Raw genomic sequence first — 20,524 nt, 5'->3', positions numbered from 1 at the left:
TCGGCCCATCATCTGAGATTGGCTTCCGTCTGCGTGTCTGTATTCGTGCCCGTGGCTGCGACCCGGCACTCCGGCGGCCCCTGCTGCTTAAGGAGGTCTAAGTCTTTGCTGCTCTTGTTGTTAATCTCATTGCTGCCGCTAATTAAAACATAGCCGTCCGCCCGGGTGTCGGCCAGCATTTGCTCCAGTTTCTCCATGCGATAGAGCATTTTTTCCATCAGCTTGCGGTTGAAGTTGATGAGATCTGCCACCAGGCCGATCAGCAGTATGATGAAGCCCAGCACCAACAGGGTGCCGCCGAGGATCAAGGATTGCACATGGCCATCCCCCATGCCCTGAATATAGAAGTAGAGGAAGCGCATGATAGGCACGCCGCCTATGATGACCGCCAGCAGCCCCAGGCTGAAAAACACTCGCAGCGGCCGGTACATGGTATAGATGCGCACCAAAGTGCTGCTGGAGAGGTAGAGGAACTGGGGGATGTTGCGAAATAAGCGCGAGGCACGCAGCTTACTGTTGGTGCGTATCGGGACAGATTGCACGCTCAGGCGCTTGGCGCTCGCCTGCACCAGCATCTCTATTGTGTAGCTGAAGTCCGAGACTATGTTGAGCTGCTGGGCGGCGGTGCGGGAAATCGCCCTGAAACCGCTGACGGCATCTGCTATGTCCAGCGCCAGGGCTTTTCTGATGATGAAACTGCCGAACACCTGCAGGCTGCGTTTGAAAAACGAAAAGTGCGGATTGCGATAACCGCCCCTGTCGCCGACGACGATATCCGCCTGACCGGCCAGGACGGGTTGCACCAGGCGCGCTATGTCTTCGCCGCAATATTGATTGTCACCGTCTGTGTTGACTATGATGTCGGCCCCCAGGTGCAGGCAGGTCTCTATGCCGGTATGGAAGCTGCGTGCCAGCCCCTTATTGCCGGTATTGACTATGATGTGCTGCACCCCGGCCTTTCTGGCGACCTCGGCGGTGCCATCCGTGGAGCCATCATCTATGACCAGGGTTTCTATGCTGTCTATGCCGGGAATGCGCCTTGGGATCGCCTCGATGACTGAGGTGAGGTTGGCGGCTTCGTTGTAGCAGGGAATTTGCACTATCAGTTTCATCTTCCATACCTCGACTGTCCGTATTAGCTATCCGTATTAGCTATCCGTATTGATTGCAGGCTTTAGAACCCGGTGAAAATATCTGTGTTCGGCGCCGGCTCGCTCGGGCGATACAAGTGCTCCCCCCATCTCAGCGTATAGCGTCCCGGGGCCGCTGCCCCTTGGATAGTGTGGCTGCCGGCCCCGAGCCACAGGGTCTCTCCAGGGGCCAGCTGAATATCGTCTATCGAGACCTTGGCTTCGCTCTCGAGTGTGTAGCGGCCGTCTATGATGATGGGAAAGCGTACCTCGCTGGCGCCGTTCTCCAGGGTAAAGCGTTTACCCGCGACATAGAGCTCCCCCCAATGATGTATGTAATTGTCACTCAGCGCCCGTTGATCCGGATCCAGAAGGCGGTATGCCGCCACGCTTTTCAGGTTGGTCTTGTGCTCGACATCGAGCGAGCCCAGGTTGGCGATGAAAAATTTGGGCTTCCGCTCCTCTATGGCCTGTGCCAGCAGGGGGCGGTTTTGCCGGCGATACTTGTCCATTCCCCAGGTGCTCATGAAGAATCCCGCGTTGGGGTAGGAGGCGACCATGGCGCAGCGATCCAAATAGGCTGTCGGAGCAGGAAATGCCCTGTGGATCAGGGTCAGGAGTTGCCGTTGGCTATCCAGATTCCGGGTTTGCGGCAGCACCAGGCCATTGCCTGCCAGGCTGATGCCTAGGCCGAGCAGCACCAGGCCCTTAATGATATTTGCCTCTCTCGCTTCTCTTATATTTGGCACATTTGGCACATTTGGCACATTTGGCGCCGCGCGCCTGTCTGCTTGTTTTCCCAGGTTATCCCAGGCGATGGCGCATAGCAGGCTGGCCGGTGCCAGGATGAAGGCATAAAAATAGGGGAAGGCATTGCGATAAAACAGCACCGAGGCCAATGGCAAGAGCAAGGTCAGCAGTATGCAGCCCCTGAGCCGGGCCGCCTTTGGTCCGTTAACCATGGCGGCCAAGACATGCCTGACGCCGTAGAGCAGGGTCAACCAATAGGCCATATCCAGGATGAAACTCCGGAAGAGGTAGCGTTTTCTGGGGAGCAGACCTGGGTGTTTGACCGTCTTGTCGAAGCTGTTGGCCAGCATGGAAACATCTTTGTCTGCGTCTATGACATTGACGCCTGTCCTGTGATAAAGATAGAGCAGCCAGAAGACGGCCAGGCCCGCCAGACCAAAGGCCAGGAGCCTGAAAAAGGCGGTTTTGGGCCTGGCCGAGGCCAGTATTTGGACCAGCATTATGATGCCGAGCGTCGGCAGATACAGGGCCGACTTGAGCGTCAGCAGCAGCGCCAGTGCGGTTGCGGCGCCGGCCAGCAGGTAGGCCAGGAGCCCGGATTTTTTGGCGAGCAGCCAATCCAGGCTCGCCATCAGGCAGCAAGTCACCAGGGGATCTGCCCTGAAACTCGCGCCCATCCTGATATTGTAGGACACAGAGGCGTAGGCCAGCACGGCGAACAGGGCGGCGGCAGGGCCTGTGTAGCGGCGACAGATACGGTAGATGAAGCCGCAGGTCAGCAGTTGCAGCCCCAGCATCAATAGCCTGAGCAGTATTATCTGCTCTATTTCATCGCCGCCTAACCAGCGTATCCAAGTGAAGAGTCGCACATGAAATGTCTGCAAGCCGCTGGACAGCTCACCATCCAGATATCGGTAGATGAGCGACAAGAAGTAAAACTCATCCCAGTTTATTTCATAGCGAAAGGCGACAAATAAGCGGGCGCCGAAGGCCAGTCCGAGCAAGCCGAGCAACAGCCTGATCTGAATATGCTCCCGGCGCTCGACCCGGAGCGCACTGCTTGCCGTCGGCTCGCATGCCGGGAGCCTGGCGCCGCTTTCGAATGTGTCCATGTCTGGCTTCCTGGTGTGTCTGTCGGGTGGCCGCTCATGTTAAGGCGCTCATGTTAAGGCGCTTATATTAAGGCGCTGGGTGTTAAAACCTTGGGTGCTAAGGCTCTGGGCGTTAAGGCGGAGAGCCGGGTGCTTGCCGCGCCGCGCCGCCCAGGTTGCTCGCCAGATACTTGTCGACACATTGCCTCGGCCCGGAAAAGCCTGGGTCCTTGGCATAGTGAGCACACAGGGCGGCCAGCATCTCGCGCCAGGGGGCCGCTCCCCGGTAATCGGCCAGGTTCTGCCAATGCTTGGCTTGGGTATCGACCAGTATGAGCCTGTCTTCCTTGGGGAGCAGGGTCAGTTGCCACTGGCGGTAGTAAACCGCCCTCTGTTTCAGGGCTATGCTGAGTTTGTAATCCTCGGGTTTCATCACGGCCCTGCCATTAGCCCTGACTTCATAGTATGAAGCCGTCTCCGACAGAACCCGCTTCTCATCTATGAAACTGGCATTGACTGAACGCACGGGAATAGAGGACTCGACATAGATTTTGCGCTCCAAGTCCTTGGGCATCCATGGCCTGGGCAGCGGCTCGCCGTCGAACCTGGCCGCCTTGGACTTTGCGCCCAGGCCGAGCTCCTTGAATATGCTGGGCGCCAGATCGACCAGGGAGAAGAGGCCATCCACTCGCTGTGGAGCACTCACGACCCGGCCGTTGCGGTATCTCAGCCGGGCCAACAGCACATCCGATTGCTCCTGAGCCAGGAGATTGGTGCCATGACCCCAGGCGGCAACTTCGAGCTTCCCGTGACTCTGGGACGCCGACGCCTTGTCCGCCGCGGTAACGGCCATGAGTCTATCCTGCGGCAGCATGAAGCCCTCGCCATGATCCGACAGCAGATACACTAGGGCATTGTCCAGCAGCCCAAGCCGCGCCAGCCCCTGGAGGAAGTCAGCCACTTGTCTGTCGACCTTCTTGACCATTTGTTGATACATATAGTGGTTGTAGTTGCCATCCCAGCGGGCGGGTTCGAGTTCGACAAAATCTTTCGAGGTGAAGGGCCAATGCAGTTGGCAGAAATGGATCGCCAGGAAATTGGGCCTGTCCATGGCGAGCCCGGATAAAACCTCATGGTTGAAAACCCCGGGATCATAGGCCTTGCCATAGGCCCTGTTGATAAACAGATAAGGGAATAGGTAGCGGGATCCCGGGGTGTTGCTCAGCAGATTGACCAGCGGCAGATCGGCGAGGCTGGTGATGATGGCATCGGCGGCGCCGATTTTGGGGCCTATGCTGGTATCGAAGCCATAGTCTTCATCTATTTGATTGAAGCGCCGCTCATCCATGGCATAGCTGGTCTGATAGCCAAGCGCCGATAATTCGCTCAACAGCGGGAACTTGTGCTCTACCAACTCGGGCGGTGCCAGGTTGAATCTGGCGCCGTTGGTGGTCGGATATTGGCCGGACAAGATGCTCATCCAGGCGACATAGGTACGCCCCTGGGGGGTATATGCCTTGTTATACACTGTGGCCTTGGCGAGCAAGGCATTGAGATTGGGGGCCAGTTTGCTATCACCTCCCCGATAGGCCAGATGATCCGGACGCAAGGCATCTATGCCTATGATGAAGATATTCGGCTTCTGACTGGCGGTGCTGTTACCACTCATGGGGCTATTGATAGAGATCAGGGCCGTGAGCAGCAGCACGGATGCGAGCAGTGTGTTCACTCTGGTTATGCCCAATGAGGCGTAGAGGCTGCCGATGAGGCCATAGAGGAAATTGGCCGCCAGCAGACTCGCCAGCAAGCCGATGAACGGCGCGCTGGCCAGAGGGGTGCCGCGGAAGATGCCTAACAGGGAGGTTGGGTAAAAGTAGGAGTTTGCCGCCAATGCCAGTATCAGGTGCAGCAGGAGCAGGACCAGCCAGATCTGGGTCTTGATGCTCTCATTGCGGCTCAGCTTGAACCAGGGGCGACAGGACAGGGTGATGACGGCGGCCCAACAGGCATGCAGCACTATGACGACCCCGAGGAAATAGCCGATATCCAGGATGAGCCCCTCGCTCAGCAGTTGCTCCGAGTCCAGGCGTGTCATGGCATTGGCGAGCGAAAAGGCGGAGTAGTATTGTATCAAGTGTTTGTAATTGAACAGAATCACTAGTAGAAACAGCATGAATGCCAGCGTTCTCAGGTAGGTACGCATCAGTGAGATCTGTGCTGTTTGGCTCTGGGTTTCCGGCATGTTTGATGTCCCCCGACTCATCCCTTCATTCCTGCGCTTGCTGCTCTTCCTGTACTCTGTGTGCCTCTGTGGTCCATACCTTGGGTCCAGGTCATATTTTTAGCTGCCATGACTCTTAGTCACCATTATTCTCGGTTGCCATGGGGTCATGGGGTTGGGTGTCGTCATGCACCTGGAAGTCGTCGTAGTGGCGCAATGCATCCTCCCCCTGACCCGATGGCCAGTCGCCCAGAATGAGATAACGCTCCGCCAATGTGGCCCCGGATTCCCGTTCCGATTGCACCGCGAAGCGGGCGTTTGCAACGCTCCAGGCGGGGAAGAGTATGACGGCAAACAAGAGCAAGATGATGAGTGTCAGAATGATTTGTGCTGAATGTGTTTTGCTTAGCTTCATGTCACGCACAACTCCCTTCGTCTAACGCCAATCCTGTGGTGGATAAGCTAAACCATCGAATGGCAACACTTAAAAAGTATAGTCATGAATTTTCCCTGGACTAAAAAATATCGCCGTGGCCAAGGGGCAGAGCCGCTCGCCCGAGTTGTCGTTAGCCTGGTTTTGTACTAGAGCTTTATACAAGCTTGCTACACGAGCCTTGCCCATGACTCGCCCCTGAATTTGGGTTGCTATGCGTCTTTTGAGCTATTGGGCTCGCCGTTTTATTCGGTTATTTGTTTGAGCAGACGGGAATTATGGATACAAAAACCAGCTCAGTGACAGACATACCCGGCACTCTTTCTTCCAAGCAGCAGGCGCTGCGTCCCACGCCGTTGGCGCTCAGTCACGCCAAGGCCGTGAGGCGGCGATGTTTAGCTCTTGGGCTCGCTCTCGCTTGCCTTCTTGGTCATGACGCTGCGTTGGCGGCAAACCAGGCCGTCAACTCAGTGTCATCGGCACAGGAAACTCACGCAGCGCAGAGCTTGCTCTGGTTCGATGGCAATAGCCCCAAGGCCTTGACCTCTGAGCTCTTGTCTTGGGCCGAAGATCTGGGCTCGATATCGTCACCGTCACCGTCACCGGAAATCAGGCCAGGTTTTGGCGCCGCTGCCACGGCCGAATTGGATGCCAGTTACACTCGACTGTTTCTGGCCCTGCTTAATAGCGTCGCCAGGGAGCGCGGTCTGGATGCGTCACTCACGCCCCAGGCGCTGAGGCTCAAAGCCAACCAGGGACAGCTGTCGTCCTTCATCAGGCAAATGTTGCCACAGCGGGGGGAAGTGACCCGGCTGCGGCAAATGATCAGGCGCTATCGGGGCATGACCCGCTATGTTTGGCCTTCGCTGGAACAGCTGGAGTTCAAGTTGGGACAGAGATCGCCACAGATTGCTAAGCTCAGGTGGATGTTACGCCAGCTGGGAGATCTGGCCGCGGCAGAGGCGGATGCGTATCGGGAGGCTGTCTATGATCCAACTCTGGCCTCGGCGATAAAACATTTCCAGCTAAGACATGGGTTGGCGATAAATGGCGAGCTCGACGGCGCCACGCTGCAGGCATTGAATACCCCTCCTGCGGCACGTATCTCACAGATGCAAGCCAATCTCTGGCGTTGGCTTGAACTCCCCGCCTTGCCCGGGGACTATCTGTGGATCAATCTCCCGGCGTTCAGGTTGGATGTCATCGACAGCGCCGTAGAGGTGATGAGCATGAAGGTGATAGTGGGCAAGTCTTCTACCCCAACCCCTCAGTTTGCGACGCATTTGACCCGCTTTACCCTCAATCCGACCTGGACCCCGCCGGCCAGCATCATCTATGGTGAACTGATACCCAAAAATAGCCGGGAGCCAGGGTATTTATCGAGTCAGGGGTTCGAGTTGCGCAAGCCAAGAGCCTATGAGGCTCAGGTGCTCCAGCTTGCCGATATGTCGGCCAGTCAGATAGCCGGGCATTTGTCGGAATACCAACTGGTTCAGGCGCCGGGCACGAGAAATGCGCTCGGCAAGCTGAGATTTTCCATCCCCAATACCAATGCCATTTATCTGCATGATACGCCGGTGAAGTCGTTATTTCGCAAGCGCAACCGCGCCCTGAGCCATGGCTGTATCCGTCTCGAACAACCACAGGCCCTGTTAAAGTATTTGCTGCGGAAAAATACCGCATTGAATGCGGCCACTATCGATAATTTGGCGGCCCAGCCTCATCCAAGTGACTTTAACCTGCCCAAGCCTATGCCAGTGTATATCACCTATCATACGACTTGGGTCGATGATGCCGGAGTGCTGCAGCTCCGCCCCGATATCTATCATTTAGATCATAAAGGATGAGGCTATGGAAGTTCAGGCCAAGGAGCTCACGCAACTCATTCGCAAAGAGAAGAACGCCCGAATGCGGTTGAAACTGTTAGCCTTGCTGCATTTTCATGATGGCAAGTCCCGCTATCAGATAGCCGCTTATTTAAAAGTCAGTCGCACCAGTGTCAATAAATGGATCAGCAGTTATCTGTCCCATGGTTTGAAAGGGCTAAAGGATAAGAAGCATTCGGGGCGGCCTCCCTTCCTGACGCCGGAACAAGAGTCGCAGTTGTCTGTTTATGTGACCAAAAGATTGAAGAAAATGGATAAAGACAAGATCAGTGGGCCCGAAATCAAAGCATACATTTCATCTGCATTCGGTATCGACTATGAAATATCGAGCGTCTACCGTATTTTAAGCCGCCTGGGCTTGTCTTGAATCTGGGTTGTTGCGCCTGCCGACGGTTTTTTTGCCGGCTTATTTTGATGTCGGAGCTTAATCCGACCCAATTCATGCCGTTCACTTAAGGCTTAAGCCCTATTGGCTCTATTGGCTCTATGGCCAGGCCGCTGTCATCCCATTTTACCTAAGGCCTGGGCGTATTTAAGCTCGGCTCGCCTCCTTTTTATCTCCCTTGTTCCCTTGTCTCCTTATTTCTTTTTGGGAATAGGCTTGCAAGCCCATTCTGGTTAACCAACATCAGGCCATAGTTTCTGAATGAGAATTAATATTAGGAAACAAGGGATTAATCTTGGGATGCTTTTGTTCAGCATGAGCTATTGATTAATTAAGTGGCCTGATTTTGATTCTGTTTACAAATTTTTAACTTGAAGAGGCTTGAGCTGGCTTGATTGAGTTTTGATGTTTTTTTTAATGCTATATCAATAATATATTCTCTGATCGCATTTGCAGTCGGCTGGAATTACATGCCCTGTTTCGCGGCTTTATCGACCACAACAATATAGATTTTCACCTGAATATAAGGGGTTGCGCTGTAAATCGTATCGCCGGCCGGCATTTTCCACCTGCCAACAGGCAGGTCACTAATTTAATCAATGCAAAGTAAGTTGATTGGCTTTGCTACCTTTAAGTACAGCTTTAGCGTTCATATCGAATGGGCAGTTAAGGTGTTGTTGGGTTGGCAGGCTAGCCGATGGAAGGTGAGGTCGATGGAACGATGGAAGATGATGTTATGCATGTTGACTAATTTGGACTACACGGAAAAGAGTATTGAGTAGCATATGAATGAGCCCTATAAGAGCGTCATTCAAATAAGAGTGTTACTCGGTTATCTCGGTACGTGCTGCATCTTGTCGTTAGGAGATAACGGTTATGAATCTTAAAAATTTACTGACAGAATTTGTTGAAGACGAAAGCGGTTTGACCGCAGTGGAATACGCGATTGCGGGGGGGCTGGTTGTCGGAGGAATGATCGCTGCATTTAATCTCTTGGGTGAAAATGCAACAGCAAAAATCGAATGTTTAGCTTCTGCCGTAAATGGTGTCAGCACTAATTGTGCACCTTAGTTAGATAGCCTCCCATAATACCCGGACTGGTCCTCAGTCTGGGTGTTATCTCAGTCAGATGACTGAAGCAGGAATAGGGATATAAACTGTCATGAGTGATCCCCAATTAACACTACAGCTATTGCTCTCGGGCCTATTCTTCATCCTGGCCATAGGCTTCGATCTTTCCAGAGAGAAAATTCCAAATGCCTTATGCCTGTGGGCTATCTTCTGTGGTTTTGCCATCAATGGCTACTTTGCCCAGCTGCAGGGTGTCTTGTTGGCCAGTTTGGGTTTTGCGCTGGCATTTGTGGTCTTGTTCCCTGTTTTCGCAATACGCATCCTGGGGGCGGGAGACGTGAAACTCATGATGGGGATAGGCGCCCTGATGGGGCCCCAGTTATTACTCTGGAGTCTGGCATACGGCGTGGCAGCCGGCGCTATTACCAGTCTGATGTTGATCATGTGGAAGACGGGTTTTTCCGGCCTGGTCAAGACACTCAAGCGTTATTGGTATTGTGTCTATTGCCGAACTTATTTTCGACCCGAACCCGGGGAAGCGGCTGGGCAGAAAGTGCCTTATGCACCGGCCCTCGCGCTAGGCTGGATTTGGGCCTGCTCCCTGGATAATCAGGTGATAGGTCTCTATGTTGAATTGAATCAATACTTTGGTACTTTGGGGGCATGATATGTTGCAATCCAGCCCGGGAACAAATTCAGAAAAAACACCTCTCTATCAAATAAACCCTCAGTCACAGCCGTCCCTGGATGCGACTCAGTTGGCGCCCCGGCCGACAACCCTGGCCGATACCGGACTGTCCGAGTCTTTGTTACTGGATCTGGTGGCTAAACATATATTCACCTCGGGTGTGCTGACCAAAGAGCAAATGGTTGCCAAAATCGGCGTCACAGGTGGGATACTGCAAGCGTTATTGGATACCGCCAAGAAACTTGGTTGGGTTGAAAACCGTCAAACCACAGCGGATGGCCAGATGCGTTACGCCTTGAGCCTTGCGGGTGAAATCCATGCCAAACAAGCCTTTGCCCGCAATGGGTATCTGGGATTAGCCCCAATACCGCTGAAGCAATATATTCCTGTCTGTAAGCTGCAATCGAGCAGGGCCAACCCCATCACCTATGAGATGTTGGCTCAAGGGCTGAAGGCCCTGGTACTGCCCAAGGAGCTGCTCTACAAGATAGGTCCGGCGATGAATTCGAGTCGTCCGGTGCTCATCTATGGCCCACCGGGAACCGGGAAGAGTTATCTATGCCGGCACCTCAACCTCACCATCGGCGACGATGTGCTGATCCCCTATGCTTTGGCAATAGGCAACGAGATCATTCAGGTATTCGATCCTGAGCTGCATCATAGTGTTAAAGATGCGAGAAAATTGAACCCCCTGGACTTGGCCAAAGGACATGATCCCAGGTGGATCCGGTGCCATAGGCCGCTTCGGATAACGGGGGGGGAATTGACATCTGAAATGCTTGAGGTGCAATTCGATACTCACAGCCGCACTTACATGGCCCCCCTGCAATTAAAAGCGAACAATGGCATCTTATTACTCGATGACCTGGGACGGCAGCGTATCAGCGCCAAACAGCTATTTAATCGCTGGATCATTCCTATGGAAGAGCGCAGGGATTTTTTAAGCCTGCAGTCGGGTGAACATTTTGAAATTCCATTTGAGCTTATCTTGCTTTTCTCTACTAACCTTGATCCCAAGGAATTAGTGGATGAGGCGTTCCTGCGACGCTTGGGCTACAAAATTCATTTCGATGCCTTAGATCAAGATTTATATCGACAGATTTGGTTTCAGGTTTGTGAGGATTTGGGCCTGAGTTGCAGTGAAGAAGTGTTTCAATATTTACTCCTTGAATATCACAAGCGTCATGAACGGCCGCTGATCCCGTGTTATCCAAGGGATTTGTTGGGAATTATGTCAGACCAAATTCATTTCATGAGATATGAACCCGTGGTGACTCAATCCCTGATCGATTCGGCATGGTCAATATATTTTGTTTAGCGTTATTGATGGCTGCATTCAGTCGTTAAACGAAAGGAGCTCATTATGAACAACAAAACCATCTTATTTGTTCTCTTGTCGCTGGTCTTTGGCGTGTTTGCCGTTTATCTGGCACAAAACTGGTTGAAGTCAAACAGCGGCAATAGCGCAACCACAGAACAGACGAGTAACGTCATCACCATGGCGACTATGGTTCCCATGGGCACCATAATAGAAAGAAAACACCTCGCCGTGACACCTGTGCCCGAGTCTCTGGTGCCCCTGGGTTCGGTGAGAAAGCTTGAGGATGCCGAAGGCAAGGTGGTCAATCAGAAGCTGTATCAGGGCGAAGTATTGCGGGAAGAAAGGCTGACCAAGAAAGGTGAGGGCAGTACCCTGGCCAGCCTGATTAAACCACAAATGCGTGCGGTAACCATTAGGGTCAATGATGTGGTCGGGGTAGCAGGTTTTCTGTTACCTGGTAATCGTGTCGACGTCATTAACCTATATAAGAATGACGGCTTTAAGACCGACGTGGTGCTGTCGAATGTCAAAATCCTCGCCATAGATCAGCGTGCTTCGAATGATGAGAATAAGCCTGTACTGGTACGGGCCGTCACCTTGGAATTGAATCTGAAACAGGCTGAAATCCTGATGGTCGCCGAGGGGCGTGGGTCTTTGCAGCTCGCGCTGAGAAATCCCAACGATGAAACCGAGGTGAGTTTGGCCGACATGAATCCGCAGCCGGAGCCGGTTACAGCAAAAGTAACAGCTCCTAAACCCGTGGAAAGAGTGGTCTATGTTCCGGCGCCCAAGGGGAGAGAGAAGGTCTACTTGCTGAGAGGGGTACGGGAGCAAGAGGTTAAAGTGGAAAACTGATCATTTCAGGGTTTATGGGCGACAACAAGAGAGTTTAAAAAGGAGTGCACCATGCCGCGTTCAACTCACAATATGATGAAGCTGGGATGTTGTTTACTGGCTTTATGCTCGATGCTATTTCACGGTACTGTCTTTGCGGGCGGGCCCATGGGGGGGCGGAATGACATCAAGCTCATTCCTATCTTCAAATCCCGGGTTCTCAAGCTACCCAAGCAAGTTCACAGGGTATCGGTCGGCAATCCCGACATAGCAGATATCAAACTCTTGCCCAACAACGAGCTGTATCTCTTGGGTAAGCAGTTGGGCAGTACCAATGTGATGGTTTGGGATGAAAATGAGGTGCTGAACAACGTGATAGACATAGAGGTCACCCATGACCTCAATGGTCTTAAGTCACGTCTACATGAGTTTTTGCCGAGTGAAAAACTGGGGGTGCAGACCTCTCAGGGCCAGTTGTTGCTCAGCGGACAAGCCTCTAATTTACAGAAAATGAATACTGCTGTGGAACTGGCGCAGGGGTACGTGGATGCCGCCACAGTAGGCAAATCCAAGAGCAATGTGCTTAACATGATGACCATAGGAGGTGGTCATCAGGTGATGCTTGAAGTGGTCGTCGCAGAGGTGCAACGTGAGGTCGCCCGGCAGTTCGATTCCAAATTCTTGATATTCAATCAGGGCTCGCATCTGTCGGGAGGCATAGTCGGCGGAGATGGTGGTTTTAATTCCAACATAGGCGGGGTGACCAGCAAGGGTTTCTTCGCTCAGTACATCAATAAGGATCTCTTGATGAATTTCGCCTTGGATGTGGCGAAACAGAATGGCCTGGCCAAGGTATTGGCTGAACCCAATGTCACGGCACTCAGCGGTCAACCGGCAGAGTTTCTATCCGGTGGTGAGTTCCCTATCCCTGTGCCTGATAAGAATGGCAGCACCACCATACAATATCGGGACTTCGGTGTAGGGGTTAAATTTGTGCCTACGGTATTGGATTCGGGGCAGATAAACCTGAACTTGAATGTGGTGGTGAGTGAGCTGAGTAATGCCAATTCCGTCTCTGTTGCTGCCAACTCGACATCATCCGTGCTGATTGTCCCTTCTCTGGTTAAACGCAGCACTGCGACTACGGTCGAATTGGCCGATGGCCAGACCATTGCCATCAGTGGCTTGATAAGCGACTCCCTGAGGGAGAATGTCGATAAGATCCCCGGCTTGGGAGATGTGCCCGTATTGGGGCAATTGTTCTCGAGCAAGAATTTCCGTAGTGGCCAGAGTGAGTTGGTGATCTTGGTGACACCTCGTCTGGTTCGTCCTTTCAACAAGAAAGATATTTCACTGCCAACGGATGGTTTCGTTGCTCCGTCTGATGTCGAGTTTTACTTGTTAGGCAAGTTATCGCATAAAGAGCGCCATCAGGCGCGGGGCGATATGCCATACGAGCCTGTCGAGGCTGGCACAACAGCGGAAGACAGTGGGACCCAGCAAAAATACGGGCATTCACTCTAGTGTGGAGGTTGGTTAAATGGCTATTTTCTTTAAGAGTATGACTGTGATCTGTCGTTGTGTGTCAGTGGTTGGGCTGTTGTTGCTATCTGCTTGTGCCCAGCTTTATGACTTTCCCATGGATGAGAGTTACAACCAGGTCAGGCAAGTGCAGACCCTTGATCCCGGCGCGGCAGAGCGCAACGACGGTATTGTACTCAGCCTGGAGGGTAATTATGGTCGCAGGGTCATGGTGACCTATAGGGAAAGCAATGTGGCTCCCGCCACCGCCAAGGATATGGGTAAGTCGATTATTTCTTCGAATTGATATCCGTCTTTGGAGGGGGATATGAATACCATGCAACCTAGGCCGGCAGTAGCTATTGATGGGGGTATGCAGCGACAAGCTGGCGCCATCCTGGTGATGTTCACCATAGGGCTGTTTGCGATCATTGCCGTTGCTGCCCTGGCCCTGGATGGCGGTGACATGCTGCTCAACAAGGGGCGGATACAGAATGCGGTCGATGCGTCGGCCTTGCATGCGGCAAAAGCCCTGGATGATGGCGCTACGCTCGCCGAGGCGCGTCAGGCAGCCGTTGCCATGCTGGCACAAAATCTGGCGTACGCCGAAAACAATGCGCTGGAAACCCATGTCAGTTTCAGCGCGCCGAATTACAGCATCACTCAAGTCACAAGCAATATCTCTGTCGAGTTTTCCGCGTTACCGGATCCCTTTATTCCTACCCTGACTGAAGGCAGCGAGTATGTGCGGGTGAGGGTGGAAAATATTGCCCAGGGTAATTTCCTCGCGCAAATAATGAGTTTCAATAAGCGTCTCAGGGCTTCTGCCGTCGCGGGTCGCAGCACGGACATCATGTGCAACCATAAAATTGTCCCCCTGCTCGTCTGTGCCGCCAGTGAGGATCCGGATGATCCCAATGGGCCCTATGGCATTGAAACCGAAAAGCTGTATGCGATGAAGTCCGGCTCGGCGCAGGACAGTTCCACCATAGGCCCGGGGAATTTCCAGCTGCTGGCGCTGTCGGGCACTGGCGGTAACGTAGTGCGCGAATCCCTGGCGGGGGAATATTCGCCCGATGCCTGTGTCGGCGCCGGTGACACAGTGCCAACCGAGCCGGGCAACAACGTTGGCCCTGTCTCTCAGGGGATCAATACCCGTTTCGGTCAGTGGCAGGGCGGTGGCCTGAACTCGGTCGATCATCCCAGAGACAGGAATATATGTCAGGGCGAGCGAGTCACGCTCGATGCCGATGGCAACATAGCCAACCCGACTGCGGCTTTCTATAGCCATGAGCAGTATCTGAACGATGACGATATCGACAGCTGCATAGATACGACCATAGAAGTGAACGGCAGGCGGGAAATGCCTGTGGTCATAGGCTTGTGCGATGGCTTGGCCAACGGTCGCAACGATATCGATGTGCTCAGTATCGGGTGTTTCTTCCTGGTACAGGATATGGATCAAGGCGGGCAGGAGTCATTCATCGTCGGCGAGTTTGTCGAGGAGTGTGCCGGTACCGGCAATGCCTCGATCGATCCCAACTTCGTCAGCAATAACTACACCATTGTCCTGTACCGAGATCCCGATAGTCCAGACTCTTAGGAGGCCGAGATGCATTTCTTGCGACAAAAGGGAGTCGCGGCGGTTGAGTTAACTATCTTGCTGCCTCTATTACTCCTCATCGTATTCGCTACCGCCGAATTTGGCCGGGCCATGTATCAATACAGTACCCTGACCCTCATGGTGCGGGATGCCGCCAGGTACCTGGCTGGTACCGCAGATACCCGACAGACAGGCAATTTACCTAACCCCTTGACGGATTCTGGGTGTGGTAACTGCATTACCGAAACCAAAAACCTCCTGGTGTACGGCAATATGGCTTCAGGTGGGACTCCCTTGCTGAATGGTTTATCCACGGCCGATGTGACTATCCTCGAGTCCCCAGCGGGCAGCCGGCGGCTGGTAGTGTCAGTCAGCTACAATTGGCAGCCGTTGTTTGGCGATAGCTTCAATACCTTCGGGCTGGGTGATGCCCTGGATCTGAGTTTTAACTTAAATACCAGTTACGCGGTGACAGCACTATGAAACAGCATAAAGGTATCTACATGGTTGAATTTTCCATCGTCGCCGGGGTGTTTTTCCTGCTCCTGTTCGGCGCCATCGAAGTGGGACGCCTACTCTACACCTACAGTGTGTTGCAGGAAGCCTCCAGACGTGCGGCCAGACTCGCCGTCGTGTGCCATCCCAGTACAGACATAGACAATCTGGCACTGTTCAATGGCGCTGAGCTGGTCCCCAATCTCGGCCCGAGTAACCTGGTTATCCGCTACTTAGACAAGAATGGCAATGATGCCTCGGCACCCGATGGGTCAGATATTTATTTGGTGCGGGCAGAGATACGCAATTATCAACACCAGTTTTTGGTACCGGGTCTATATAGGACACTCAATTCTCCAACCTTTTTTACCACCTTGCCCAGAGAGAGCCTGGGTGTCTTCCGCGGGGGGACCACGACATGCAGCTAAATAAAATCATCAAGCAGGAAATGAATACTATAGTAAACATAAGGTTTTTACGTGCAAGGAAGGGGTAGACCATGGATAAGCCGCTGGAATTATTGATGTCAGATACCCAGGATGCGCCCCAGTCAGAGGAGCATGTTGTTTTTGCCATGCCTTTCCCCATCAATGCGCTCCTCATAGATGCTCAGAAAGAGTTTTTACCTCAACTCGAGGCCAACCTGACCCGCTGTATCAACTTGAATTGGGAAAAAACCTCGGATTTAAGTGGTATTAAGACGAGTAAATCATCGGGCAAACCCTTCAATTTGATCCTCCTGGTCATCCCCCATGATGACCAGCTTGCTCAGCAAGCCCTCAAGTGTGCTTCCAGTTATGGTGCCGATATTATCATCCTGGGCCAGGATACTCCCCAATCCGTGTTAAGACTGGCATTTCAACATGGTGTGAGTGATTTCATTCCATTGGATGCGCCGGATATCGAGCTATTCCAAGCCTTGAAGAAAATAGCGCTTCAGCTGAGCGAGAAAACCGAATTGGCTTCAGTGTTGGTGGTGGTCAACGGTAAAGGGGGCTCGGGTGCCAGTTTCATCGCTTCCAGCTTGGCCGTCATTGCCGCAGATCGGGATGACAAAGACGTGGCCTTGTTGGACACAGATTTACACTATGGTTCATTGGCACACATCTTGGGATTCGAACCTACCTACTTCATTTCTGACGCCTTGCAGGCACTGGGGGATATGGATGAAGTCGCCTTAAAAAGCGCCATGACGAGCCGGGGGAAATTACATCTGCTGGCGGCGGCCCCTTTCTCCATGCTCAATTCCTATGAGGATATCAAGCTAGGCAATATCTACGACTTGCTATGGAAATGCCGGCAACACTATAACCAGGTCATAGTAGATCTGTCCAGAGGGCCGGAAAACTGGAACGGTGAACTGCTCCGCAATGCCGATATTCTCATAGTGACGCAGCAGAATTTAATGATAGTGCGTGAGACTAAGGCCCTGGTGCAGCAATTGATGACGAACATGGGCATAGCGAAAGATAAAATTCATTTGGTGGTTAATCGCTATGACAAGTCCAATACGGCGATAAAACTCATAGATATACAGAATGCCGTGGGTATCGAGTCGATATTTGTGATCGCCAATGACTACAAACTCGCGAGCGAGTGTGCCGATCTGGGAAAACCTATCACCAAGGTAGCTAAACGCCAGCGCATGCTGCAGGACCTGAAGCTCATCACAGAGCGTTTTTTACCGGCAAAAGATTCCAGCAAAAAAACAACTGGGTTTTGGGCGCGCATCTTAGGGAAGTAAATTATGGAAAATCGAGCATCTATGGCTCCGGCAGTACAGTATCAACCTCTGAGTGCCGAAGAGCAGGAGATCAAGATACAGCTGTACGATCGACTGCTAAGCGTGATGGACCTGTCTTTGATTGAAACTATCTCCAAAGAACAGGCGCGTCAGCAGATCAGTGACATCAGCGAACAGCTTATCAATGATCTGCATTTACCTATTAACCTATCTCTACGTAAAAGATTGATAAAGCTTGTTATCGATGAGGTGTTAGGCCTGGGGCCCCTGGAGACCTTATTGGCAGATCCGACAATATCGGACATCTTGGTCAACTCCTTCGACAGGGTCTATGTTGAACGCAAGGGGAAACTCGAAGCCGTTAACATTAAATTCCACAGCAATGCCCATTTGCTCAATATCATAGATCGCATAGTGTCCAGTGTTGGGCGTCGCATCGATGAATCCTCGCCCATGGTGGATGCCAGACTCGCAGATGGTTCCCGGGTCAACGCCATCATACCGCCATTGGCCCTGGACGGACCTTCTCTGTCGATACGCAGGTTTGCCGTCGATAAACTCACCGCCAAGGAATTGATCGATTATGGCTCAATTACAGAATCCATGGTTGAACTGCTGCATGGCGCAGTGAAGGGCAAACTCAATGTCCTGGTCTCAGGCGGGACAGGCAGCGGTAAAACCACCTTGCTCAACATGTTATCCGGATATATCCCGAGCGATGAGCGCATAGTGACCATAGAGGATTCTGCCGAGTTGCAATTACAACAACCCCATGTTGTGAGACTGGAGACTCGCCCACAGAACATCGAGGGACGCGGGGAAGTGACCCAGAGAGATCTGGTGAAGAACTGTTTGCGGATGCGACCCGACAGGATAGTGATAGGTGAGGTGCGTGGTGGCGAGGCGCTGGACATGTTGACTGCGATGAATACTGGCCATGAAGGCTCGCTCACCACCTTGCATGCCAATAGCCCCAGGGACGCCTTAGGCCGCCTTGAGTACATGGTGTGCATGGCGGGATTTGAGATGCCCGTCAGTAATATTCGCACGCAAATAGCCTCGGCAATAGACATAGTAGTGCAGTTGGAACGCCAGGAGGATGGTCGTCGGCGGGTCACCAGCATTCAGGAAATCAATGGTATGGAAGGCGATATTATTACTATGTCTGAAATCTTCCGCTTTAACCGTGAGGGGATAGATGAAAACGGTAATATTAAGGGCAAGTTTGCTGCCACTGGGGTGATCCCTGGCTTCCATACCAAGCTGAAACAACACGGTATAGATCTACCTTATCACTTGTTTAACTGTGGTGATCCCTTTGCGAATTTTTAGGAGAAATTCTGATGTTTTCCAATGAGGTTATCTTTCTCGGGCTCATTTTCGTCGCCGTTATCTTTCTATCCCAGGCACTCTTTTTGCCTGTCTACAGTCCCCAGAGAGCCAATGCGGCCTTGGTGCGCAAGCGCCTGAAAAAACTGTCGCAAGATTCGGGTGATGGCAATTTTGAAACATCACTGCTGCGAAAGAGCCGTTTGAGTAAGCTGGGCCCCGTTGGCCGGGGTTTGGAGGGCATTGAATTTATTGAGAACCTGAGTTATCGCCTCGAGCTGGCCGATTATAAGATGTTGGGGCATCAGTTCTTGGCTCTGGCACTCTTTTGCGCTGCGGTGTTGGGGATTGCGAGCTGGTTTTATTTCAGGGAACCGCTTCTCAGTGCTTTCGTGGTGTGGATCACCATCATGCTGTTTCATTTCAAATTGAGCAGGGATACGACTAAGCGAATGGATACCATCGAGGGCAGCTTCCCCGACGCGCTCGATGTCTTGAGGCGGGCATTACAGGCAGGTTATTCTTTCTCCGATGCGGTGAAATTGGTCACCGAAGAAATGGAGGGCCCCCTGGCGAAAGAGTTCAGCCTGATGTTTGCCAACATTAACTACAGCAAAGATACCAAACGCGCGATTTTAGCCTTCATCGAGCGGATCCCCAGTGTGTCGGCGATGGCCTTCGCCAGTGCCGTCATGGTGCAGAAAGAAACCGGCGGTAACCTCGCCGAGAATATCGATAACTTATCCAGGGTGATACGACAGAGATTTACCTTCAGGCGCCGTGTCAGGACCCTGTCCGCAGAAGGGCGTTTATCTGCCTGGATATTGATTTTGCTACCCTTCGTGCTGTTTGCCGTTATTTACCTGCAAACCCCGGGTTATGTTGCCGAGTTGACGGGCACAGAGGATGGCAACAGGTTATTGATGTGGGGGGCCATAGGTATGACTGCCGGTGGTCTATGGATTAGTAAACTGATTAGGATAGATATGTGATATGGACTACTTAATTGGACTTTTCAGCGCCACATTCGATGATCCCCAACATGTGGAATGGGCTATCTATGCCGTCGCCGCCATTGCCGGAGTGACCCTGGCCGTGTCTCTCTCATACCTTATCAGTGGCGTATATTCCCCGATCCGCAAGCGGATGCAGGTGCTGAATAAAAATTCGCCATCACAGGTTCAGGAAAGTCAAGATGTCAGCAAGACGCTGGAGCATGGCATAGGCAAACTTGCCAAACAGCCCTACTTGAATCTTTCCAATGACGAAACCCGTCGCTTACTGATACACGCAGGGCTACATTCCGAGGGGGCCCTGGCGGTCTTCAGCGCCATCAGGCTGTTGTTATTGCTCATAGGCGCCGTGGCGTCTGTGGTTGTCCTGGGGTTGTTTCCCGAAGTCTCAGGGTTAATGAGTGCTTATATAGTGTGCCTCATCCTGGGCGGGGCTTTCTTAACCCCTTCACTCGTGTTGCAGATGCTCGCCAAACGACGGATGCGCTCCCTGAGAGTGGGATTTCCGGATGCTCTCGACCTCTTGGTCGTGTGTTGTGAGGCTGGCCTGGGCCTGTTGGCCGCCTTGCAACGTGTCGCCAGGGAGTTATCCATAAGTCATCCCAATCTGGCGAGCGAACTCGAGTTGGTTTGCGCCAAGGTGAGGGCAGGGCTCACCATCAAGGTGGCATTGCAGGAGTTTACTGACCGCACCGGCTTGGAAGATATCAGGGGGCTTAATTCGGCCATTTCCCAGAGCATCAGATTAGGCACAGGGATAGCGGAAACCTTGCGGGTATTCTCCGATGAGTACCGGAATAAGCGGCTGCAACAGGCGGAAGAGCAGGCGGCAAAATTGGCGGTGAAAATGATATTTCCCATGATGTTTTGCATCTGGCCCTCCTTCTTCATCGTCGCTGTCGGACCCGCGGTGTTGAAAGTCATGAAGGTATGGGGGCAGGCATTCTAGCCAATGCATCGAAGGACCGGGATTTCGGGGATAGTACTTGGAGTAGGTATGGAGACTCTA

General features: G+C 52.6%; 19 protein-coding genes. 15 read left to right on the top strand and 4 right to left on the bottom strand.

Annotated elements, in window-relative coordinates; translation table 11 throughout:
- Nucleotides 1-8: 8 nt before the first annotated feature.
- The 4 genes from LZP73_RS04055 to LZP73_RS04040 all read right to left on the bottom strand — a co-directional run bounded on the left by LZP73_RS04055 (nucleotide 9) and on the right by LZP73_RS04040 (nucleotide 5,607).
- The gene (locus tag LZP73_RS04055; RefSeq protein WP_234233162.1) at nucleotides 9-1,112 is read right to left on the bottom strand and encodes a glycosyltransferase family 2 protein; all 1,104 of its coding nucleotides are present in this window, start codon (nucleotides 1,110-1,112) and stop codon (nucleotides 9-11) included.
- Between the two features lie 62 nt (nucleotides 1,113-1,174).
- Entirely contained in the window at nucleotides 1,175-2,992 is a 1,818-nt protein-coding gene (locus LZP73_RS04050) for a glycosyltransferase family 39 protein (RefSeq protein ID WP_234233161.1), read from the bottom strand.
- Nucleotides 2,993-3,104: 112 nt separating this feature from the next.
- Nucleotides 3,105-5,234: a sulfatase-like hydrolase/transferase gene (locus LZP73_RS04045; RefSeq protein ID WP_234233160.1), complete on the bottom strand. Its 2,130-nt coding sequence runs from the start codon at nucleotides 5,232-5,234 to the stop codon at nucleotides 3,105-3,107.
- Between the two features lie 94 nt (nucleotides 5,235-5,328).
- A complete protein-coding gene (locus LZP73_RS04040; RefSeq protein ID WP_234233159.1) occupies nucleotides 5,329-5,607 on the bottom strand; it encodes a hypothetical protein in 279 nt (92 codons plus the stop codon).
- 296 nt (nucleotides 5,608-5,903) lie between these two features.
- Between LZP73_RS04040 and LZP73_RS04035 the strand changes: the two genes are divergently transcribed.
- From LZP73_RS04035 to LZP73_RS03965, 15 genes are all read left to right on the top strand, one after another.
- The gene (locus LZP73_RS04035; protein ID WP_234233158.1) at nucleotides 5,904-7,472 is read left to right on the top strand and encodes a L,D-transpeptidase family protein; all 1,569 of its coding nucleotides are present in this window, start codon (nucleotides 5,904-5,906) and stop codon (nucleotides 7,470-7,472) included.
- 4 nt (nucleotides 7,473-7,476) lie between these two features.
- The gene (locus tag LZP73_RS04030; protein WP_234233157.1) at nucleotides 7,477-7,878 is read left to right on the top strand and encodes a helix-turn-helix domain-containing protein; all 402 of its coding nucleotides are present in this window, start codon (nucleotides 7,477-7,479) and stop codon (nucleotides 7,876-7,878) included.
- A gap of 894 nt (nucleotides 7,879-8,772) precedes the next feature.
- Nucleotides 8,773-8,967: a Flp family type IVb pilin gene (locus LZP73_RS04025; protein WP_169563523.1), complete on the top strand. Its 195-nt coding sequence runs from the start codon at nucleotides 8,773-8,775 to the stop codon at nucleotides 8,965-8,967.
- A gap of 91 nt (nucleotides 8,968-9,058) precedes the next feature.
- A complete protein-coding gene (locus LZP73_RS04020) occupies nucleotides 9,059-9,634 on the top strand; it encodes an A24 family peptidase (RefSeq protein ID WP_234233156.1) in 576 nt (191 codons plus the stop codon).
- A 139-nt stretch (nucleotides 9,635-9,773) separates the two neighbouring features.
- Nucleotides 9,774-10,973 carry an AAA family ATPase gene (locus tag LZP73_RS04015; protein ID WP_234233155.1) on the top strand — a complete coding sequence of 400 codons (1,200 nt, stop codon included), beginning with the start codon at nucleotides 9,774-9,776 and terminating at the stop codon, nucleotides 10,971-10,973.
- 45 nt (nucleotides 10,974-11,018) lie between these two features.
- A complete protein-coding gene (cpaB, locus tag LZP73_RS04010; protein WP_234233154.1) occupies nucleotides 11,019-11,831 on the top strand; it encodes a Flp pilus assembly protein CpaB in 813 nt (270 codons plus the stop codon).
- A 72-nt stretch (nucleotides 11,832-11,903) separates the two neighbouring features.
- A complete protein-coding gene (locus tag LZP73_RS04005; protein ID WP_442800714.1) occupies nucleotides 11,904-13,334 on the top strand; it encodes a type II and III secretion system protein family protein in 1,431 nt (476 codons plus the stop codon).
- A gap of 16 nt (nucleotides 13,335-13,350) precedes the next feature.
- The gene (locus tag LZP73_RS04000; RefSeq protein WP_234233152.1) at nucleotides 13,351-13,638 is read left to right on the top strand and encodes a hypothetical protein; all 288 of its coding nucleotides are present in this window, start codon (nucleotides 13,351-13,353) and stop codon (nucleotides 13,636-13,638) included.
- A 66-nt stretch (nucleotides 13,639-13,704) separates the two neighbouring features.
- A complete protein-coding gene (locus LZP73_RS03995) occupies nucleotides 13,705-14,934 on the top strand; it encodes a pilus assembly protein TadG-related protein (RefSeq protein WP_234233151.1) in 1,230 nt (409 codons plus the stop codon).
- Nucleotides 14,935-14,943: 9 nt separating this feature from the next.
- On the top strand, nucleotides 14,944-15,417 hold the full coding sequence (locus tag LZP73_RS03990) for a TadE/TadG family type IV pilus assembly protein (RefSeq protein WP_234233150.1): 474 nt from the start codon (nucleotides 14,944-14,946) through the stop codon (nucleotides 15,415-15,417).
- Nucleotides 15,414-15,857 carry a TadE/TadG family type IV pilus assembly protein gene (locus LZP73_RS03985; protein ID WP_234233149.1) on the top strand — a complete coding sequence of 148 codons (444 nt, stop codon included), beginning with the start codon at nucleotides 15,414-15,416 and terminating at the stop codon, nucleotides 15,855-15,857. The genes LZP73_RS03990 and LZP73_RS03985 overlap by 4 nt, the downstream gene beginning before the upstream one ends.
- A 71-nt stretch (nucleotides 15,858-15,928) precedes the next feature.
- Nucleotides 15,929-17,173 (top strand): AAA family ATPase, encoded by a 1,245-nt coding sequence (locus LZP73_RS03980; RefSeq protein ID WP_234233148.1) that lies wholly within the window; start codon nucleotides 15,929-15,931, stop codon nucleotides 17,171-17,173.
- Between the two features lie 3 nt (nucleotides 17,174-17,176).
- Nucleotides 17,177-18,505: a CpaF family protein gene (locus LZP73_RS03975; protein WP_234233147.1), complete on the top strand. Its 1,329-nt coding sequence runs from the start codon at nucleotides 17,177-17,179 to the stop codon at nucleotides 18,503-18,505.
- Nucleotides 18,506-18,516: 11 nt separating this feature from the next.
- Nucleotides 18,517-19,494 (top strand): type II secretion system F family protein, encoded by a 978-nt coding sequence (locus tag LZP73_RS03970; RefSeq protein WP_234233146.1) that lies wholly within the window; start codon nucleotides 18,517-18,519, stop codon nucleotides 19,492-19,494.
- A 1-nt stretch (nucleotide 19,495) separates the two neighbouring features.
- Nucleotides 19,496-20,464 (top strand): type II secretion system F family protein, encoded by a 969-nt coding sequence (locus LZP73_RS03965; RefSeq protein ID WP_234233145.1) that lies wholly within the window; start codon nucleotides 19,496-19,498, stop codon nucleotides 20,462-20,464.
- Nucleotides 20,465-20,524 lie beyond the last annotated feature (60 nt).

The sequence above is a fragment of the Shewanella sp. AS16 genome (assembly GCF_021412365.1).
Taxonomy (GTDB): domain Bacteria; phylum Pseudomonadota; class Gammaproteobacteria; order Enterobacterales; family Shewanellaceae; genus Shewanella; species Shewanella salipaludis.
The sequence above is the reverse complement of the archived record's forward strand: the minus strand, read 5'-3'. Positions and strand labels throughout refer to the sequence as shown.

Excerpts from the sequence above, each read along its gene's own strand:
- LZP73_RS04050 (WP_234233161.1), bottom strand. The coding sequence starts at position 2,992 with ATGGACACATTCGAAAGCGGCGCCAGGCTCCCGGCATGCGAGCCGACG.
- LZP73_RS03990 (WP_234233150.1), top strand. The coding sequence starts at position 14,944 with ATGCATTTCTTGCGACAAAAGGGAGTCGCGGCGGTTGAGTTAACTATC.
- LZP73_RS04025 (WP_169563523.1), top strand. The coding sequence starts at position 8,773 with ATGAATCTTAAAAATTTACTGACAGAATTTGTTGAAGACGAAAGCGGT.
- LZP73_RS04035 (WP_234233158.1), top strand. The coding sequence starts at position 5,904 with ATGGATACAAAAACCAGCTCAGTGACAGACATACCCGGCACTCTTTCT.
- LZP73_RS04020 (WP_234233156.1), top strand. The coding sequence starts at position 9,059 with ATGAGTGATCCCCAATTAACACTACAGCTATTGCTCTCGGGCCTATTC.
- LZP73_RS03995 (WP_234233151.1), top strand. The coding sequence starts at position 13,705 with ATGCAGCGACAAGCTGGCGCCATCCTGGTGATGTTCACCATAGGGCTG.
- LZP73_RS04055 (WP_234233162.1), bottom strand. The coding sequence starts at position 1,112 with ATGAAACTGATAGTGCAAATTCCCTGCTACAACGAAGCCGCCAACCTC.
- LZP73_RS04045 (WP_234233160.1), bottom strand. The coding sequence starts at position 5,234 with ATGAGTCGGGGGACATCAAACATGCCGGAAACCCAGAGCCAAACAGCA.
- LZP73_RS03965 (WP_234233145.1), top strand. The coding sequence starts at position 19,496 with ATGGACTACTTAATTGGACTTTTCAGCGCCACATTCGATGATCCCCAA.
- LZP73_RS03985 (WP_234233149.1), top strand. The coding sequence starts at position 15,414 with ATGAAACAGCATAAAGGTATCTACATGGTTGAATTTTCCATCGTCGCC.
- cpaB (WP_234233154.1), top strand. The coding sequence starts at position 11,019 with ATGAACAACAAAACCATCTTATTTGTTCTCTTGTCGCTGGTCTTTGGC.
- LZP73_RS04000 (WP_234233152.1), top strand. The coding sequence starts at position 13,351 with ATGGCTATTTTCTTTAAGAGTATGACTGTGATCTGTCGTTGTGTGTCA.
- LZP73_RS03975 (WP_234233147.1), top strand. The coding sequence starts at position 17,177 with ATGGAAAATCGAGCATCTATGGCTCCGGCAGTACAGTATCAACCTCTG.
- LZP73_RS03970 (WP_234233146.1), top strand. The coding sequence starts at position 18,517 with ATGTTTTCCAATGAGGTTATCTTTCTCGGGCTCATTTTCGTCGCCGTT.
- LZP73_RS04040 (WP_234233159.1), bottom strand. The coding sequence starts at position 5,607 with ATGAAGCTAAGCAAAACACATTCAGCACAAATCATTCTGACACTCATC.
- LZP73_RS04005 (WP_442800714.1), top strand. The coding sequence starts at position 11,904 with ATGATGAAGCTGGGATGTTGTTTACTGGCTTTATGCTCGATGCTATTT.
- LZP73_RS04030 (WP_234233157.1), top strand. The coding sequence starts at position 7,477 with ATGGAAGTTCAGGCCAAGGAGCTCACGCAACTCATTCGCAAAGAGAAG.
- LZP73_RS03980 (WP_234233148.1), top strand. The coding sequence starts at position 15,929 with ATGGATAAGCCGCTGGAATTATTGATGTCAGATACCCAGGATGCGCCC.